This window comes from Pseudokineococcus sp. 5B2Z-1, assembly GCF_037482305.1.
Lineage (GTDB): Bacteria > Actinomycetota > Actinomycetes > Actinomycetales > Quadrisphaeraceae > Pseudokineococcus.
Map to the genome: position 1 here is coordinate 286,958 of NZ_JBBHZG010000003.1, position 16,570 is coordinate 303,527.

The window sequence follows — 16,570 nt, forward strand, 5'->3', positions numbered from 1 at the left end:
AGCGCGCCGTCCGCGGCCGTCGCCGTCAGGTAGGTGCACCGGGGCATCCGCCGCCGGTCGGTCGGCGAGCCGGGGTTGAGCAGGCGCAGGCCGCGGGGCGACGTCGTGTCCCAGGGGATGTGGCTGTGCCCGAAGACGAGGACGTCGGCCCCCGGGTGCGCCGCCTCGCAGCGCCGCTCGCGGCCGTCCTTCCCGCCGGTCTCGTGGACGACCTCGACGCGCACCCCGCCGAGGACGGCGCGCGCGACCTCGGGCAGGCGGGCCCGCAGCTCCTCGCCGTCGTTGTTGCCCCAGCACGCGAGCAGGAGGGCGCTGCGCCCGAGCAGGTCGTCCAGGGCCGCCGCGTCCACCCAGTCGCCCGCGTGGACGACGACGTCCGCCCCGGCGACGGCCTCGTGCACCTCCTCCGGCAGGGCGCGCGCCCGCAGCGGCAGGTGGGTGTCGGCGAGCGCCACCACCCGCAGCGGGCCGTCGACGACCTCGCCCTGGTCGACGAGACGGCCCACGCCTCAGGCGCTCTCGAGCAGGTCGTGCTCCTCGACGAGCCGGACGCCGAGCGTCTTGTAGCCCTCGTCCTCGAAGAGCACGGTGACGGTCTCGGTGTCCACCGACGCCACGACGCCGTCGCCGAAGCGGCCGTGGTGGACGCGCTGGCCGCTGCGCCACGCGGCGTCCTCGACGTCCCGGGCCGTGCCCGCGTCGCAGCTGTCGCAGGCGCCGCACCGCTGCGGGTGCTCCTCGCCGAGCAGCTCCAGCAGCAGGCGCCGGCGGCAGTCGTCGGTGCCCGCGTAGCGCTCCACCATCTCGACGGCCGACTCGTCGAGGCGCCGGCGGCGCTCCCGCTCGGCCGCGAGCATCTCGGCCACCTGGGTGCCCGTGGCGTCGCCGTCGACCCAGCGCGTGCGGCCGTCCTCCGCGGGGGCGGCGACGCCGGCCTGCACGAGGGCGCCGAGGACGCGCGAGAGCGTGCGGGGCGAGACGTCCGCCGCCTCGGCCAGCTCGGCGCGCGTCAGGCCCGCCTCCCCCGCCCGCTGCAGCGCCGGCACGACGGCGCGCACCGTCGCCGTCCGGGGGCCGCCGCCGGAGGCGTGGAAGCGCCCCAGCGAGGAGTCCGTGCCGGTGTGGACGAGCAGCGCCCAGGCGGGCTCGCCGTCGCGCCCCGCCCGGCCGACCTCCTGGTAGTACGCGTCGAGGGACCCGGACGGGCCGGCGTGGACGACGAAGCGCACGTCGGGGCGGTCGACGCCCATGCCGAAGGCGCTCGTGGCGACGACGAGATCGAGGGTGCCGTCGAGGAAGAGGTCGGCGACGGCGTAGCGCTCGTCCGGCGAGAGGCCGCCGTGGTAGCGCGCCGGCGCCAGGCCGCGCCGCTCGAGCGCGTCGGCCACGGCGTCGACCTCGGCCCGGGTCTGCACGTAGACGATGCCGCAGCAGCCGCCCTCGCAGGCGGCGACGACCTCGTCGACGACGGCGCGGTCGCGGGCCGCGCGGTCGCCGGCGGCGCGGACGGCGAGGTGGATGTTCGGCCGGTCGACGTCGTCCACGACGACCTCGGGCTCGCGCAGGCCCAGGCGCTCGACGACGTCGCGCCGCACGGCGGGCGAGGCCGTGGCCGTGAGGGCCAGCAGCCGCTCCGCCCCGGCCGCGCGGGCGGCAGCGCCGAGCTGGAGGTAGTCGGGCCGGAAGTCGTGGCCCCAGTCGCTGACGACGTGCGCCTCGTCCACGACGACGAGCCGGACGTCGGCCGCGGCGAGCGCCTCGGTCGTCGCCGGGCGGGCGAGCTGCTCGGGGGCCAGCAGCAGCAGGTCCAGCTCCCCGGCCGCGGCGGCCCGCAGCGCCTCGGCCTGCTCGGCGGGCCGGAGGGTGCTGTTGACGAGGCCGGCCCGCTGGCCGCCCTCGGCGAGGGTGCGCGCCTGGTCGCGCTGCAGCGCCACGAGCGGGGAGACGACGAGCGTCAGCCCCCCGGCCAGGCGGCTGGCGATCTGGTAGACCGCCGTCTTGCCGGCGCCCGAGCGGGCCACGAGGAGCGTGTCCGCGTGCGCGAGCGCCTCGAGCGCGCGGCGCTGGGCGTCCCGCAGCACGGCGCCCTCGCCGAGGACCTCGGTGACCGCGGCCTCGAGGGCCGCCGCGTCGTCGCGGGCCGTCCCGTCGTCGACCCGCCCCCGCTGCTCGTGGTGCCCCCGCTGGTGCTCGTGCTGCCCCTGCTCGCGCCCCTGGCGCCGTCCACGTCCTGCCACGCCCGGGACGCTACGTCGGCGCCCCCGGCCCCGCCCCCGGAGCCCGCACCGCAGCCCGCGCCGTCCCCGTCCCTGCGGCAGCACGACGGCCGGCGACCCCGGGTGGGGGCGCCGGCCGTCGTGCGTCCTCCCTCGCGGGAGCACGGTCGTGCGGGGTCGTGCGGGGTGCCGGAGCGTGCTCCGGCGCCGGCTCAGAGGGCCGTCGGCGTGATGAGGCCGGAGGTCTGCGTGCGGGCGCGGGCGAAGCGGTCGGTGACGTCGGCCCAGTTCGCCACGTCCCACCACGCCTTGACGTAGTCGGCCTTGACGTTCCGGTACTGCAGGTAGAACGCGTGCTCCCACATGTCGAGCATGAGGAGCGGCACCAGGCCGACGGGGAGGTTGCCCTGGTGGTCGTAGAGCTGGACGTTGAGGAGCTTCTGCCCCACCGAGTCCCACGCGAGGATGGACCAGCCGGAGCCCTGGATGCCGAGGGCGTTGGCCGTGAAGTGCGCGCGGAAGGCGTCGAAGGAGCCGAAGTGCTCGTCGATGGCCGCGCCGAGCTCGCCGTCGGGCTTGTCGCCGCCGTCGGGGCTCATGTTCGGCCAGAAGACCGAGTGGTTGACGTGGCCGGCGAGGTTGAACGCCAGGTTCTTCTCGTACAGGTTGACCGGCCCGAGGGAGTCCGTGGAGCGGGCCTCGGCGAGCTGCTCGAGGGCGGTGTTGGCCCCCGTCACGTAGGTCTGGTGGTGCTTGGAGTGGTGCAGCTCCATGATCTCGCCGCTGATCGCGGGCTCGAGCGCGGAGTAGTCGTACGGCAGGTCGGGCAGGGCGTAGTCGGCCATGGGTCCTCCTCGGGCTCCGGGCGTGGTGCTGTCGGCGGTCGCGCCGGCTGTGATCACCCTGGCCCCGGGGCGGGGGCGCTGCAAGCGCGCCGCCGCTCGCCGCGACGGCGCGCCGTCGGCCGGGTGCGCGCGCCCCGGGCTCGACCGAGCATGGCCGTGGCCGGGCGCGCCGCCCCGGTCGCGACCGCCGGCCCGGGAGGACCCATGGCGAAGGACCACGACGACGTCCCCGACGTCGACCTGCCCAGCACGCTCGAGCGCTCGGACGAGCGGGCCCGGCGCACCTACGCGGCTGCCAAGACGTCCGCGGAGGAGTCCTACGGCGACGGGGAGAGGGCGAACCGCGTCGCCTGGTCGGCGCTCAAGCACACCCACGAGAAGGTCGGCGACCACTGGGAGCCCAAGGACGGGAAGGGCCCCTCCGACGCGCAGGCGGAGGGCGGTCAGGGCACCGACCGGGAGACGGCCGGTGGCGTCGACGCCAACGCGAGCAAGGAGCACCTGCTCGAGCTGGCGCGCCGCCTGGACGTCCACGGCCGCTCGTCGATGAGCAAGGACGAGCTCGTCGAGGCGCTGCAGAGGGCGAACGACGCGAGCACGCGCCGGGCACGGGGCTGAGCGCCGTCCCCGCGCTCGACGCGCCGCTGTCGGGACCCCGCCCTACGCTCGAACACATGACCGAGCAGAGCAGCCAGACCAGCCCCCAGCAGCCCTCCGCCGACGAGGCGGACCAGGCCATCGCGCAGGCGCAGGACGCCGAGGACCAGCGCGGCGCGCACGGCGACGGGCGCCCCGCCGACCAGGAGCCGGGGACGGCCCCCTCCGACGCGGAGAAGGACCCGGAGAGCTGGGTGACGGGCGACGAGCCCGCCACCGGGCCGCAGCGCAGCTACCTGAGCACCCTCGCCCAGGAGGCCGGCGAGGAGGTGCCGCAGGACATCTCCAAGGCCCACGCCTCCGAGATGATCGACCGGCTCCAGAACAAGACCGGGCGCGGCTGAGGTCCACCCGCCTCCGCACGACGGGACCGGGACGACGCGCCCGGCCCGGGACGACCAGCACGACGCACCCGGTACGACCACGAGACCACCGACCCGAGGAGCACCCGTGAGCCCCACCCCCGAGACCCCCGACACCGCCCGCGACGAGGGTGTCGCGAAGGTCGCCGAGCTCATCAAGGACGTCAAGGTCTGCATGCTCACCACGACCGGCGCGGCCGGCCGCCTCGTGAGCCGCCCGATGGCGGTGCAGGAGGTCGAGTTCGACGGCGACCTCTGGTTCTTCGCCGAGGAGGACTCCTCGAAGGTCGACCAGGTCCGGCACGGGGCCCACGTCAACGTGGCCTTCGCCTCCGGTGACTCCTGGGTCTCCGTGGCGGGGGACGCCGAGGTCGTGCGCGACGTCGCGAAGGCGAAGGAGCTGTGGAACCCCGGGGTCGAGGCGTGGTTCCCCGACGGCCCGGAGGCGCCCGGCATCGTGCTCGTCAAGGTCCACGCGGACACCGCCGAGTACTGGGACACCCCCGGTGGCCGCGCCGCCACGCTCCTGTCCTACGTCAAGAGCCGCGCGACGGGGCAGCCCTACAGCGGCGGCGAGAACGAGACCGTCCGCCTCTGAGCACCTGAGCACCTGGGCGGCTGAGCCCCCGCCCGGGCGACGCCCGGGCCGCCGCCGACGACCGCCGCAGCACCGCTGCGGCGGTCGTCGTGCGTGCGAGCGAGCCGCGGGACGCAGCCGGGGCGCCCTGCGCCGCAGTGCGGGAGGCCGGGGCCGCACCTAGCGTCGAGCGGGTGAGCGCACCCACCTCGGCCCCCGCGGACGCCCCCGCCCCCGACCCCACGACCGGAGCGGGCGGGCGACGCCCCGGCTGGGCCCCGGGCGCGGTCGTCGTCGTCGGCGGGGGCATCTCCGGGCTGGCGGCCGCGAGGTCCCTGCGCGACGCGGGCCTCGACGTCGTCGTCCTCGACCGCGGACGCCGCCCCGGCGGGCGGCTCGGCCTGCGGCGCACCGGCGAGGAGGGCGCGCAGCGCGTCGTCGACGTCGGCGCCTCCTACTTCGTCCCCCGGGACACCGCCTTCGCCGCCCTCGCCGGGTCCTGGCGGGCGCGGGGCCTGGCCGCGCCGTGGACCGACACGCTGCTCGCCGTGTCGCGGGACGAGGGCGGACGCGTGACGACGACCCCGAAGCCGGGGCCGACGCGCTGGGCCGCGCCCGGGGGCTTGCGCTCGCTCGCCCTCGACCTCGCCGCCGACCTGGCCGACGACGGCGTCGAGGTGCGCTCCCACGACGTCCGCCGCGTCGACCGCACGGCCGACGGGGGGCTCGTCGCCGACGGCGAGCCCTGCCGCGCCGTCGTCCTCGCGATGCCCGAGCCCCAGGCCGTGCGCCTCGTGGGCCCCGGGCTCGCCGCCGAGACCGCTCCCCTGCGCGAGCGGGCGTGGACGCCCGTCATCACCGTCTGGGCCCGGTGGGAGCAGGCCTGGTGGCCGGCGATGGACGGCGCCTTCGTCAACGGGTCCACCGCGGTCGAGTCCGTCGCCGACGACGGGCGCCGCCGCGGCGACGGGGCGCCCGTGCTCGTCGCGCACTCGACGCCGCGGCTGGCGCAGGACCACCTCGGCGACCCCCCGGCCGCGGTCGCCCCCGTCCTCGCCGAGCTGGGCGAGCTCCTCGGCGGCGGCGCCGCGCCGGAGCCCCTCGAGACCGGCGCGCAGCGGTGGACCTTCGCCCGCCCCACCGGGGGTCGCCCGGAGACCTCGTGGCTCTCGTCGGGCCTCGGCGTCTGCGGCGACGGGTGGGGCGAGAAGCCGGGCGTCGAGCAGGCCTGGCTCTCGGGCCGGGCCCTCGGCTCCCGCCTGGCGGCCGAGGTCGCCGGGTCCCCCGCGGCGTCGTAGCGTCCGGGCGCACGGGACGGGCCACGAGGCCGCGCCCCGAGGGCCCTGCTCCCGCCCGACCGTCCCGGGACGCCCCGGGGCGGACGCCGTCTCCGCCGCGGTGGCGGGACGTCGGCGCACCACCCACCCCAGCACCGCACGAGCACGGAGGAGCAGCCATGTCCGGAGACGACTTCACGAAGGGCGACGACGTCGCCTGGAACTCCCACGGCACCAAGGTCCACGGCACCGTGGAGAAGAAGATCACGAAAGACACCGAGGAGGCGGGCCGCACGGTCCGCGCCAGCAAGGACGACCCGCAGTACCTCGTCGAGAGCGACAAGACCGGCAAGGAGGCCGTCCACAAGGGCACCTCGCTCGACGAGGACTGACGGCGGCCGGCCCGGGCGGACGGGGAGGTCCCTCCCGCCCGGGCCGCCACCCACCGGCGGCGCGTCAGACGGTGGGCGCAGACCCGGTCGCGGCCGCCTCCGGCCGGGGCGTGGACGAGGAGCGCTCGGCGCGGACGGCGAGCGCGAGGACACCCAGGCCCACGACCGACGCCGTGACGCCGACCCACATGGGCGCCGTCAGCCCCAGCCCGGCCGTGAGGACCGCCGCCCCCGCCGAGGCCCCGAGGGCGTTGGCGAGGTTGAAGGCGCTCTGGTTGGCGGCCGCCACCATGGCCCCGCTGCCGCCGCCGGCCCGCACCACCCGCTCCTGCAGGCCCGGTGAGGCCCCGAAGGTGACCACCCCCAGGAGCAGCAGCGTCACGACCACAGCCGGGCGCGACAGCGACGTCACCGTCAGGGCGACGAGCAGGACCGCCGTCGAGGCCATGCCCCCCACGAGCACCCCCGTGGGGAAGCGGTCGGCCAGCGGCCCGCCGACCAGCGTCCCGACGACGGAGCCGACCCCGAAGACGGCGAGGACGAGGGGCACCTGCGCCTCGTCGAAGCCGCTGCGGTCGGTGAGGAGGGGCGCCACGAAGGAGTGCACCGCGAAGAGGGCGCTGAAGCCCGTGAGCGTCACCCCGAGCAGCAGCCAGACCGCCGGGACGCGGAAGGCGGACAGCTGGGAGCGCAGGGCGACGCGCGGGGCGGCCGTGCGGGGCACCAGGGCGAGCACCGCCGCCGCCGTCACGAGCCCGAGGCCCGCGACGGCCGCCACGGGCAGGCGCCAGCCGAAGGCCTGGCCCAGCGCCGTCGCCGCGGGCACGCCCACGACGTTGGCGACCGCGAGACCTGCGATGACGAGGCCGATGGCCTGCGCCGTGCGGTGGGCCGGGACGACCGAGCGCGCGACCACCGTGGCGGTGCCGAAGAAGGCGCCGTGGACGAGCGCCGTCGCGAAGCGGGCGACGACGAGGGCCCGCGCGTCGGGCGCGAGCGCGCACGCGAGACCACCGACGACGAAGAGGCCCATGAGGGCGAGGAGCGCGGTCCGGGGAGTGGTGCGGCTGGCGAGGGCGGTGAGCAGCGGGGCCCCGACGACGACGCCCACGGCGTAGGCGGTGATGGTCGCGCTGGCGGCCGGCACGGAGACGCCGAGGTCCTGGGCGACGAGGGGCAGCAACCCCATCATCATGAACTCCGCGGTGCCCACGGCGAAGGCGCCGACCGCCAGCGCCACCAGCGTGTGCCGGGCCCGGGGACGCCGGACCGGCGGCGCGCCGCGGCGGGGCCGGGGCACGGACGGTCCTGCGGCGGTGGTCGGGCGGTCGTCCGGCAGGTGGGCCTGCGAGGTCGAGGTCAGCGGGGGCACGCGGCGGCTCCGGGGCGGGGCGGGGCCCCTCGTGGTCGTGGTTCGTCGCGTCGACCCCGTCGTCAACCGTCCCGGCGCGGGCCGGGCGGGCCCCAGTCCACCACGGCCGGAGCACCGCCGTCAGCAGCGTCCACCCGACGTCCGGGGCGTCCTCGGCGTCGGAGGGGCCGCCGCCCCCTCCTGGCCGCGCCGGGACGACGGGCACCGGGCAGCATCTGCGGCGTGGTGCAGACCGTGGAGGCCCTGCTGGACGCCGCGACCGAGGGGGTCGTCGTCGACCAGTGGCGGGTGCTGCAGCGCGCCGGCCTGCCGAGCCAGGCCGACCACACCGGCGCCACCAACCGGCCCCACGTCACCCTCGCGACCGCGGCGCAGATGCCGGACGCGCTCGACGACGCCCTGCGGGAGGCCGCGGAGCCCCTGCCCCAGGACGTGCGGCTGGGGCCCCTCGTCGTCCTCGGCGGGCGCCGCCACGTCCTGGCCCGCCTGGTCGTGGCGACGCCGGGGCTCCTCGCGCTGCACGCGCGCACCGCGGAGGTGGTCAGCGGCTGCCCCGAGCCCGGCGAGCTCCTGGCCCCCGGGGCGTGGACGCCGCACGTCACCCTCGCGCGCGGCCTGACGGGCGAGCAGCTCGCGGGGGCTCTGGCCGCGCTGGGCGGCGCGGGCGCGCTCGGCCCGGCGGCCGACGTCGAGGCGGCGGTCGTGGGGGTGCGCCGCTTCGACGGCGACGCCCGCGCCGTCCGCCTCGTCGCCGGGCGGGACGACCTCACGCCAGGCGGTCGAGCACCCCGCTGAGCACCGGCGTGAGCGGGGCGTCGAGCCGCAGCGTCGCCGTCGCGTCGGCACGGGTGGGCCCCTGGCCGAGCACCGCCACCGGCAGACCGGCGCGACGCGCCCGCAGGACGAAGCGGTAGCCGGACATGACGGTGAGGGACGAGCCGAGCACGACGAGGCTGCGGGCGGCGTCGACGCGGGCCGCGCACTCCTCGACCCGCGGGCGCGGGACCGTCTCGCCGAAGAAGACGACGTCCGGCTTGAGCGGACCGGCCCCGCAGCGCTCGCAGGGCACGACGACGAAGCGGGAGACCGCCTCCTCCGGCAGGTCCACGTCGCCGTCCGGGTTGACCTCGCCCGCCGGCGGCTCGGGGGCGAAACCCGGGTTGGCGGCGCGCAGGCGCGCGTCGAGCCGCTCGCGGGGGGAGACGTCGCGGCAGGCGAGGCAGACGACCCGGTCGAGGCTGCCGTGCAGCTCGACCACGTCGCGCGAGCCGCCGGCCTGGTGCAGGCCGTCGACGTTCTGCGTGATGATCCCCCGCACCAGACCGGCGTGCTCGAGGGCTGCGACGGCCCGGTGCCCGGCGTTCGGCCGTGAGCGGGCGATGACGCGCCACCCGACGTGGCTGCGGGCCCAGTAGCGGCGGCGCGCCGCAGGGCCGTCCTCGGTCGCTCCGGTGAAGGCCTGGTAGGTCATCGGCACGTGCCGCTGGAGCGAGCCCCGCGGACCGCGGTAGTCGGGGATGCCGGAGTCCGTGGACAGACCGGCGCCCGACAGGACGACCGCTCCCCCGCGGCCCAGCAGCTCCGCCAGCAGGGCCGCGCACTCCTGCGGGTCGCGCACGGGCTCCGGCGCCCGCTCCCCGGGCAGGGGGCGCGCCGGGCGCAGCACGAGCGACGGGCGGACGAGGGGGCGCCCCGCCGCGGGCGGTGTCGTCGGCGACGTCGGCACGCCACCACGGTACGTCGGCCGCCGGCGGCCGCCCCGTCCGGCCCGGAGCCCGCGACGGCAGACCGCTCCAGGTGCCCGCGAGCCGCGGACGACGCCTAGGCTGAACCGGTGAGCGAGGCCGACCCCACCGCGCCCGGCGCCCGACCCGGCACGTCCGCCGGCCCCTCGGCGAGGAGCGCCGCCGGCACGCGCCCCCCGCACGTGGTCCAGGAGGCGCGCATCGAGGCGCACCCGCGCGGTGCCTCGACCGCCCGGGCCCTCGTCGCCCGGCTGCTCGCGCCGGTGGCGCCGGCGGCGGTGGTCGAGACGGCTGTGCTGCTCACGAGCGAGCTGACGACGAACGCCGTCCTGCACGCGCGCGGCGAGGTCGCCGTGCGCGTCGAGGTCGAGGGCCCCCTCGTGCGGGTCGAGGTGACGGACCGCTCGACGCGGAGCCCGGCCCTGCAGGTCCCCCGGCTCGACGCCTCGGGCGGGCGCGGCCTGGTCCTCGTCGAGGCGCTGAGCAGCCGCTGGGGCAGCCGCCTCGTCGGCGGGGGCAAGGCCGTCTGGTTCGAGCTCGTGCTGGACCAGCGCTAGTCGACCGCTCGGCGGCCGGGACGCCGCCGGGACGCACGAGACCCCTGGCCCGCGCGGGCCAGGGGTCTCGTGCGTGCGGGCCGGGGCCGTCACCCGGACGGCCGCAGCGGTCGCCGGCTCAGGCCGTCGTGTAGGTGAGGCAGTTCGCCTGGACGTCGTGCCCGGGGCCGACGCGCACCGACCCGGCGGTGCACGTGAGGTCCTTGTTGAACGAGCAGTCGGTGCGCTCGCAGGCGCCGACCTGGCCGACGACGCGGTCGAGGCCGCCCTTCGTCGAGATGTCGAAGAAGGTGCCGCAACCGGCCGTGCCGTGCTCGCTGCGCACGGTGATGGCGGGGGCGTGGCAGCCGTCGTGGTTGAAGGCGCAGCCGTCGACCGCGCACTCGCTGACCTGGGGCATCTCGAGCAGGGACATGGCGCTCCTCCGGGTCTCGGCCGCCGCGCGGCCACGGTGTCGTGCGCCGACGGTAGACCCGGGAAAGCCTCGGCGCACCGAAGGGAAGCCTTTCTTCTCCCTTTCCCGGTCCCATTCCCGTCAGCCACAGGAAAGGCTTCCCTCACCTTTCCGGGGGGGCATCCGGGGAGAGCCGCCCCGGGCCCCCGCGAGCGCCGGGCACCGGTCAGCCGCCCGACCAGGCCCGCCACAGGTCGGCGTAGGGCCCCGCCGCGGCCACCAGGTCGTCGTGGGCCCCGACCTCGACGACCCGCCCGCCCGCCATGACGACGACGCGGTCGGCGAGCCGGGCCTGCGTGAGGCGGTGCGCGACGACCAGCGTCGTGCGACCGGCGGTCGCGGCCCGCGCAGCGCGCTCGAGCGCTGCGGCCCCCGTGCTGCCGGCCTCGGCGGTGGCCTCGTCGAGCACCGCGACGGCGGGGTCGGCGAGCACGAGGCGGGCGAGCGCGAGCTGCTGGGCCTGCTCGGGCGTCAGCGCGACGCCGCCCTCGCCGACCCGGGTGGCCGCCCCGTCGGGCAGCGTCCGCACCCAGGCGGCGGCGTCCACGGCCTCCAGCGCCGCCGTGACCGCCCGCTCCAGCGCCTCCCCCGCGAGGCCCGGAGGGGCGGCCATCGCCACGTCGTCGAGCAGGCGGCCGGAGAAGACGTGCACCTCCTGGCTCACGAGGACCACGGACCGCCGGCGCTGCTCCGGGTCCAGCGCGCCCACCTCGGTGCCCCCGAGGAGGACCCGCCCGGCGGCCGGGGCCAGCTCGCCCGCCACCAGGGCCGCCAGCGTCGACTTGCCGGCGCCGCTGGCCCCGACCACGGCGACGTGCTCGCCCGGCGCGAGGGCGAGGTGGACCCCGTGCAGCACCGGAGGACCGCCGTCGTAGCGGTGCACGACGCCGTCCACGCGGACGGAGGCGTCCGCCGGGGCGGGCGCGGCGACGGGCGCCGCGGCCGCGGGCATCTGCGCCACGCCGGCCAGGCGCGCCAGGCTCGCCCCGGCCGACTGGACGTCGTCGAAGGACGTCAGGAGCACGCCGAGGGGCCCGAAGAGCTGCAGGAAGAGCAGGACCGCCGTCGTCACCTCGCCGACGGTGAGGGTGCCGCCGCGCACCAGCCAGAACCCCGTGCCGAGGACGGCGACGACGCCCACCGCCTCGGCGAGGTTCATCGCCGAGGCGAAGCGCGTGAACAGGCGCAGCACGGTGATCGCGAGGTCGCGGGCGCGCGCCGAGCGGGCCTCCACCTCCGCGGCGCGCGCCTCCTCCGCCCGCAGCGCGCGCACGGTGCGAGCGCCCTGCAGAGCACCCAGCAGCGCCTGGGAGCGCGCGCCCTGAGCGGTCCGCTGGAGCGCGTAGAGGGGCCCGGAGCGGGGCAGGTACCACCGCAGGGCGCCCACGTAGACGGGCAGGCAGAGCACGCCCGCGACGCCGACGCGCCAGTCCACGGCCGTCAGCGCCGCCGCCGTGAGGACGACGGTGAGCGCCGACGCGAGCACCTGCGGGACCACCTCGGCGATGGCCCGGGTGACGACCGCGACGTCGTCGCCGACCCGCGCGAGCAGGTCACCCGTCCCCGTCCGCTCGAGGACGGACGTGGGCAGGCGCAGCACGCGGTCGACCACCGCGGTGCGCAGACCGGCCAGGGCGCGGGCCCCCGCCCGCGCGACCGCCGCCGCCGCGAGCCCCGAGGCGACGCCGGCCGCGAGCGCGCCCCCGACGAGGAGCGCGAGCACCGGGACGAGCGCCGCCGCGCCGTCCGCCGAGCCGCCCGCGCCGGCGGCGGGCAGGCCGCGCTCGCGCGCGACGACGTCGACGAGCAGGCCCAGCGCCCAGGGGGCGACGAGCCCCAGCGCCGCCGCGACCGCGCTGAGCCCGAGGGCGGCGGCGGTGCGCCACGGCGTGCGCGCCAGCTCCCCGCGCACGGCCGCCCACGCCCGGCGCCGGCTCGCCACGGGCAGCAGGGCCCGGCCGGCCTCCTCGTCCGGATCGTCCGCCTCGCTCACCCGAGCACCGCCGCGCGGTAGCGGTGGTCGGCGAGGACGAGGTCGGCGTGCGGGCCCGTGCCCGCCGCCCGCCCGCCGCGCACGAGGACGACCCGGTCGGCCACGGCCAGCAGCGCCGGGCCGGCCGTGACGACGAGCGTGCTCCGCGGGGCCGCCGCCGGGTCGGCGGTGTCGTGACGCAGGGCGCGCAGCCCGCGGGCGACCGTCTGCTCGGTGACGGCGTCCACGGCCGTCGTCGGCTCGTGCAGGACGAGCAGCGGCGGGTCGGCCAGCAGCGCCCGCGCCAGCCCGAGGCGCTGGCGCTGGCCCCCGGAGAGCCCGGCCCCGCGGTCGAGCAGCGGCCGGTCCAGAGCGCGCGGGTCGAGGCCGACGACCTCGTCCGCCCCGGCAGCGGCGAGGGCCTGAGCGAGGGTGGGGCCGCCCGTGCGGGGTCGGGCGGGCGCGACGTCGAGGTTCGTGGCCAGCGTGCCCTCGAAGAGGGACGTCGCGTGCGGCTCGACGTGGACGACCTCGCGCACGGCGGACGCGTCGAGGTCGGCCCAGGCGGCGCCGTCGAGGCGCACGGCACGGCCGACCTCGCCGGGGGGCACGCGCCCGGCGAGGACGTCGAGGAGGTCGGCGGCGTCGGCCGGGTCCTCCGCGACGAGGGCGACCAGCTCCCCCGGCCGGACGTCGAGGTCCAGGCCGGTCAGGCGCCCGGTGCGCAGGCCCCGCACGTGCAGCGCGGGCGACCCCGAGGGCGCCAGGCCCCCGGCGGGCGCCACGTGCTCCTCCGCCAGCAGCGCCGCGACCCGCGCCGCGCTGGTCCGGGAGGCGGCGAGGCGCGCCATGGCCGCGCCCACGAGCCGGACCGGCTGGGACAGGTGCTGGGCGAGGCCGACGACGACGACGAGCTCGCCGACGCTGAGGTCGCCCCGCAGGGCGAGGACGGCGGCCGCCCCGGCCACGGCGGCGAGGAAGGCGCCGCTCAGCAGCGTCGTCGCGCCCAGCTGGACGCCGTCCGCCGCCGCGGACCGCAGCGAGGCCGCGAGCGCGGCGTCGCTCGAGCGGCGGTAGCGGGCCGCCGCGGCCGGCGCGGCCCCGAGCCCGTGGAGGACCCGCAGGCCGCGCACCAGGTCGGTCGCCAGGGCGGACGTCGCGGCCACGGCCTCCTGCTGGGCGCCCGCGCGGCGGGTGACGAGCGGTCCGAGGCCCCGCAGGGCCAGGGAGACCAGGGGCGCGCCCACGAGCACCGCCAGGGCCAGCGGGACGTGCAGCCCGAGGAGCGTGACCGCCACGGCGCCGAGGGAGACGACGGCCGAGACGACCAGCGCGACGGCGTCGAGGACGTCCGCGGTGCGCTCGGCGTCCGAGGACGCCACCGACAGCACCTCCCCGTCGGCGCGGTGGTGGCGTGCGCCCCGGGGGTCGAGGGAGCGCCGCGCGACGGCCACCCGCAGGGCGTGGCCCTCGTGCTCCTGCGCGGCCAGCAGCGGCCGGATGCCGTGCCGGTAGCTGAGGGACAGGACGAGGAAGAGGACGGCGACGGCGAGCACGGAGGTGACGAGCGCGGTGACGTCGCCGGTGAGGACCGCCCGGTCGACGGTCCACCCCGCGGCGACGGGGACGAGGACCTCGCACAGGGCCCACAGCCCGAGCAGCGGGCACGCCACGGCCAGGCGCCGTCGCTGGCGGCGGACGACGAGGCGCAGCAGACCGTCCGCCGTCGCCGGCGGGTCACCGGGCGCGTCGCGGCGCGGACGGCGGGACGGGCGCAGGACGGCTCCTCGGTCGGCGGGTCGGGTCGGCGGGTCCGAGGTCGGCGCGGCGGGGTCCGTGTCGGGGGTCGGCGCGCCGGCGTCGGGACGCCGGCGACCTCGGGCGGTCGACCGGCGCGGGCACGCTACGGCACCGGCCGCCGCCCCACCGCGACGTCGGCGAGCGAGCGCAGCTCGCGCCAGCGCGCCCGGGCGCCGGAGCGGTCGGCGCCGGCCGGGACGACGAGGACGTCGGCGCCCAGGAGCGGGCCGAGGTCGAGCCCGGTGAGGTCGGCCACGTCGGCGACGGGCACGGCGAAGGTGCGGAAGGGACCCAGCGGCGGCGGCTCGTCGGCGAGCGCGGCCCGGGCGGAGGCCGCCTGGAGGTCCACCGACCCCAGCTGCGGCGTCTGGTCGAGCACGTGGGCGACGGCCGCGAGGCGCACTCCCGCCGGGGCCGGCGCGGCCCACGCGACGACCTTCCAGTACAGGCGGGGCACCTGGACCCCGCGGTAGAGCGGGTCGTCGGCGGCGAGGACGGGCCCGGTGAGGACGGCGAGCCGCCGCCGAACGGCCTCGGCGGCCTGCAGCACGTGGTCCTCCAGCCCCAGCCACAGCTCCTTCGACTGGTTGAAGGCCGACGCCTGGGGCGCCGCGTTGGGGTAGGTGAAGGTGTCGGCCTCCGCCCGCGCAGCCTCCGCGGGCTCCCCCCACACCGGGTCCCGCCGGCGGACGAGGTGGCCGCGGTCGAGGTCGTTGCGCGCGTAGAGCTCCTCCCCCGCCTGGTCCTGCGGGGCGACCCGCGGGTCGGGCCGCCAGTCCCCGGAGCGGGGCAGGTCGCGCAGCCGGGCGCCGTCCACGACGACGGCCGTGGCCGCGGCCAGGCGCCGCCCCCGGTCGAGCAGGACCGTGAAGTGGGTGCTCGGCAGCTCGACGAGGTCGGTGGCGCCGCCGCCGCGCCGGCGCGGCAACGGCACCGACGTGCCGAGGAAGAGCGGGTCGTAGCCGGCCGGGGGCGTCGCACGGGGGTCCACGCGCCCAGTGCAGCAGGGGGCGCCGACAGCCGCGCCCGGGCGGCACCGCCCCCGCCGGCACCGGACCGCCGGCGCCGACGCGGCGGGGCGGGGCAGGACGAGCGGGGCAGGACGAGCGGGGCGGGACGGCCCGGTCCGGGCCGCGGCTGTCGGGGGTCGGGTCCAGACTCGGCCACGACCGGTGAGCAGCGCAGACGCCCCGTCACCGTCACCGCAGAGGTCCCGTCACCGACGGCGGGGCAGGAGGAGGGCCCGTGGACATCCAGGCAGCGCGCGAGACCAAGCAGGAGCTGCTGCGGACGGCGGCCACCGCCCTGTCCGCGGCGCGGACGGGCGACGCCGGTCCCCGTGGCCTCCTCGTCGGCGTCCGGGTCTACGGCGGCGGGCGGTACGGGCTCGCGGTGCGCCACGACGGCACGGCGGGCGCGCAGGTCGCCGCCCGGGCCCTCGAGCTGGCCGGCGAGGACGCCGACGTCCTGGACGTCGGCGTCGTGCGGGCCCTCGTCGGCGACGGGGGCGCCTCGGCCCAGCGGCTCGACCCCCGGCGGCTGGACCCGGGGACGCCGCCGGCCGACCGCTCCCCCGCCGAGCGCGGCCTCGCGGGCGCGCCGACGCCGGCGCGCCCCGGCCGGTGGGCGGCCGAGGTGCTCCAGCAGCGTGAGCGCCCGCTGCGCCCGGGCCTGTCGGTCGCCCAGCGGGCCGTCACGGCGGGCACCGTGGGCGGCTTCGTCGCGCGGCCCGGCGACCCGACGCGCTACCTGCTGTCGAACAACCACGTGCTCGCCGACTCCGACCGCGCCGCCACCGGGTCGGCGGTGCTGCAGCCCGGCAGCGCCGACGGCGGCACGGCCGCGGACGCCGTCGGCCGGCTCTCCGTCGCCGTCCCGCTGCAGCTCGCCTCGCCCAACGTCGTCGACGCCGCCCTGGCGGCGCTCGACGACGACGTCGAGGTCGACCCGACCTACCCCGTGGGCGCCGTGACGACCACCGTCGCCGCGGACGACGGGCTCGTCGTCGAGAAGGTGGGGCGCACCACGGGCCTCACCCGCGGCGCGGTGACCGCCATCGAGCTCGACGGGGTGGCCGTCTCCTACCCGAGCGGGGTCGTCACCTTCGACGACCAGGTGGAGGTCACGGGCGCGGACGGCGCCTTCTCCGCCGGCGGCGACAGCGGCTCCCTCGTCTACGACCCGGTGACCCGGGCGGCTGTGGGCCTGCTCTTCGCCGGCAGCGAGCGCGGAGGCCCCGGCGGGGCGGGGCTCACCTTCTGCAACCCCGTCGACGCGGTGCTCGAGGCGCTGGGCGTGCAGCTGCTCGCGCCGTAGGCGCTCGGCCGGGCGGCGCCGTCACCGG

16 protein-coding genes and 1 pseudogene are annotated in these 16,570 nt (G+C 78.5%); 8 read left to right on the top strand and 9 right to left on the bottom strand.

Going from position 1 to position 16,570, the window contains the following annotated elements:
- The 3 genes from WDV85_RS09860 to WDV85_RS09870 form a co-directional block, all read right to left on the bottom strand.
- On the bottom strand, positions 1-464 hold a 464-nt coding region (locus WDV85_RS09860; protein ID WP_445263286.1), incomplete at its 3' end, for a metallophosphoesterase family protein.
- A 45-nt stretch (positions 465-509) separates the two neighbouring features.
- Positions 510-2,237 carry a RecQ family ATP-dependent DNA helicase gene (locus WDV85_RS09865; protein WP_339570445.1) on the bottom strand — a complete coding sequence of 576 codons (1,728 nt, stop codon included), beginning with the start codon at positions 2,235-2,237 and terminating at the stop codon, positions 510-512.
- Positions 2,238-2,428: 191 nt separating this feature from the next.
- The gene (locus WDV85_RS09870; protein ID WP_171201794.1) at positions 2,429-3,061 is read right to left on the bottom strand and encodes a superoxide dismutase; all 633 of its coding nucleotides are present in this window, start codon (positions 3,059-3,061) and stop codon (positions 2,429-2,431) included.
- 204 nt (positions 3,062-3,265) lie between these two features.
- Between WDV85_RS09870 and WDV85_RS09875 the strand changes: the two genes are divergently transcribed.
- The 5 genes and pseudogenes from WDV85_RS09875 (at position 3,266) to WDV85_RS09895 (ending at position 6,326) form a co-directional block, all read left to right on the top strand.
- A complete protein-coding gene (locus WDV85_RS09875; protein ID WP_339570446.1) occupies positions 3,266-3,679 on the top strand; it encodes a ChaB family protein in 414 nt (137 codons plus the stop codon).
- A gap of 206 nt (positions 3,680-3,885) precedes the next feature.
- Positions 3,886-4,062: pseudogene (locus WDV85_RS17135) on the top strand (DUF3072 domain-containing protein); the annotation flags it as partial.
- 106 nt (positions 4,063-4,168) lie between these two features.
- Complete coding sequence (locus tag WDV85_RS09885; protein ID WP_339570448.1) at positions 4,169-4,678, top strand: pyridoxamine 5'-phosphate oxidase family protein; 510 nt, start codon at positions 4,169-4,171, stop codon at positions 4,676-4,678.
- A gap of 173 nt (positions 4,679-4,851) precedes the next feature.
- Positions 4,852-5,955: an FAD-dependent oxidoreductase gene (locus WDV85_RS09890; RefSeq protein WP_339570449.1), complete on the top strand. Its 1,104-nt coding sequence runs from the start codon at positions 4,852-4,854 to the stop codon at positions 5,953-5,955.
- A gap of 158 nt (positions 5,956-6,113) precedes the next feature.
- Positions 6,114-6,326 (top strand): hypervirulence associated TUDOR domain-containing protein, encoded by a 213-nt coding sequence (locus WDV85_RS09895; protein ID WP_339570450.1) that lies wholly within the window; start codon positions 6,114-6,116, stop codon positions 6,324-6,326.
- A gap of 64 nt (positions 6,327-6,390) precedes the next feature.
- On the opposite strand, the gene WDV85_RS09900 is transcribed toward WDV85_RS09895, so the two are convergent.
- Complete coding sequence (locus WDV85_RS09900; protein WP_339570451.1) at positions 6,391-7,626, bottom strand: MFS transporter; 1,236 nt, start codon at positions 7,624-7,626, stop codon at positions 6,391-6,393.
- Positions 7,627-7,920: 294 nt separating this feature from the next.
- On the opposite strand from WDV85_RS09900, the gene WDV85_RS09905 reads away from it, so the two are divergent.
- Positions 7,921-8,493 (top strand): 2'-5' RNA ligase family protein, encoded by a 573-nt coding sequence (locus WDV85_RS09905; RefSeq protein WP_339570452.1) that lies wholly within the window; start codon positions 7,921-7,923, stop codon positions 8,491-8,493.
- Here the strand turns inward: WDV85_RS09905 and WDV85_RS09910 are convergent.
- Entirely contained in the window at positions 8,465-9,316 is an 852-nt protein-coding gene (locus WDV85_RS09910) for an NAD-dependent protein deacetylase (RefSeq protein ID WP_445263287.1), read from the bottom strand. The genes WDV85_RS09905 and WDV85_RS09910 overlap by 29 nt on opposite strands.
- A gap of 216 nt (positions 9,317-9,532) precedes the next feature.
- Here WDV85_RS09910 and WDV85_RS09915 point away from each other — a divergent pair, with 216 nt between their 5' ends.
- Positions 9,533-10,000, top strand: coding sequence for an ATP-binding protein (locus tag WDV85_RS09915; RefSeq protein WP_339570454.1), 468 nt, complete (start codon positions 9,533-9,535; stop codon positions 9,998-10,000).
- A gap of 118 nt (positions 10,001-10,118) precedes the next feature.
- Here WDV85_RS09915 and WDV85_RS09920 read toward each other — a convergent pair whose 3' ends face one another.
- The 4 genes from WDV85_RS09920 to WDV85_RS09935 form a co-directional block, all read right to left on the bottom strand.
- Positions 10,119-10,415 (bottom strand): DUF1540 domain-containing protein, encoded by a 297-nt coding sequence (locus WDV85_RS09920; RefSeq protein ID WP_171201802.1) that lies wholly within the window; start codon positions 10,413-10,415, stop codon positions 10,119-10,121.
- Between the two features lie 205 nt (positions 10,416-10,620).
- Positions 10,621-12,447: an ABC transporter ATP-binding protein gene (locus WDV85_RS09925; RefSeq protein ID WP_339570455.1), complete on the bottom strand. Its 1,827-nt coding sequence runs from the start codon at positions 12,445-12,447 to the stop codon at positions 10,621-10,623.
- A complete protein-coding gene (locus WDV85_RS09930; protein ID WP_339570456.1) occupies positions 12,444-14,099 on the bottom strand; it encodes an ABC transporter ATP-binding protein in 1,656 nt (551 codons plus the stop codon). Before WDV85_RS09930 ends, WDV85_RS09925 begins: the two co-directional genes overlap by 4 nt.
- A 230-nt stretch (positions 14,100-14,329) precedes the next feature.
- Positions 14,330-15,217: a DNA/RNA non-specific endonuclease gene (locus tag WDV85_RS09935; RefSeq protein ID WP_339570457.1), complete on the bottom strand. Its 888-nt coding sequence runs from the start codon at positions 15,215-15,217 to the stop codon at positions 14,330-14,332.
- A 254-nt stretch (positions 15,218-15,471) separates the two neighbouring features.
- On the opposite strand from WDV85_RS09935, the gene WDV85_RS09940 reads away from it, so the two are divergent.
- The gene (locus tag WDV85_RS09940) at positions 15,472-16,542 is read left to right on the top strand and encodes a hypothetical protein (RefSeq protein ID WP_339570458.1); all 1,071 of its coding nucleotides are present in this window, start codon (positions 15,472-15,474) and stop codon (positions 16,540-16,542) included.
- The last annotated feature ends 28 nt before the right edge of the window (positions 16,543-16,570 follow it).

What these genes read in the sequence shown, in the direction of transcription:
- WDV85_RS09870 (WP_171201794.1), bottom strand. Translation starts at nt 3,061, where the DNA reads ATGGCCGACTACGCCCTGCCCGACCTGCCGTACGACTACTCCGCGCTC.
- WDV85_RS09895 (WP_339570450.1), top strand. Translation starts at nt 6,114, where the DNA reads ATGTCCGGAGACGACTTCACGAAGGGCGACGACGTCGCCTGGAACTCC.
- WDV85_RS09920 (WP_171201802.1), bottom strand. Translation starts at nt 10,415, where the DNA reads ATGTCCCTGCTCGAGATGCCCCAGGTCAGCGAGTGCGCGGTCGACGGC.
- WDV85_RS09875 (WP_339570446.1), top strand. Translation starts at nt 3,266, where the DNA reads ATGGCGAAGGACCACGACGACGTCCCCGACGTCGACCTGCCCAGCACG.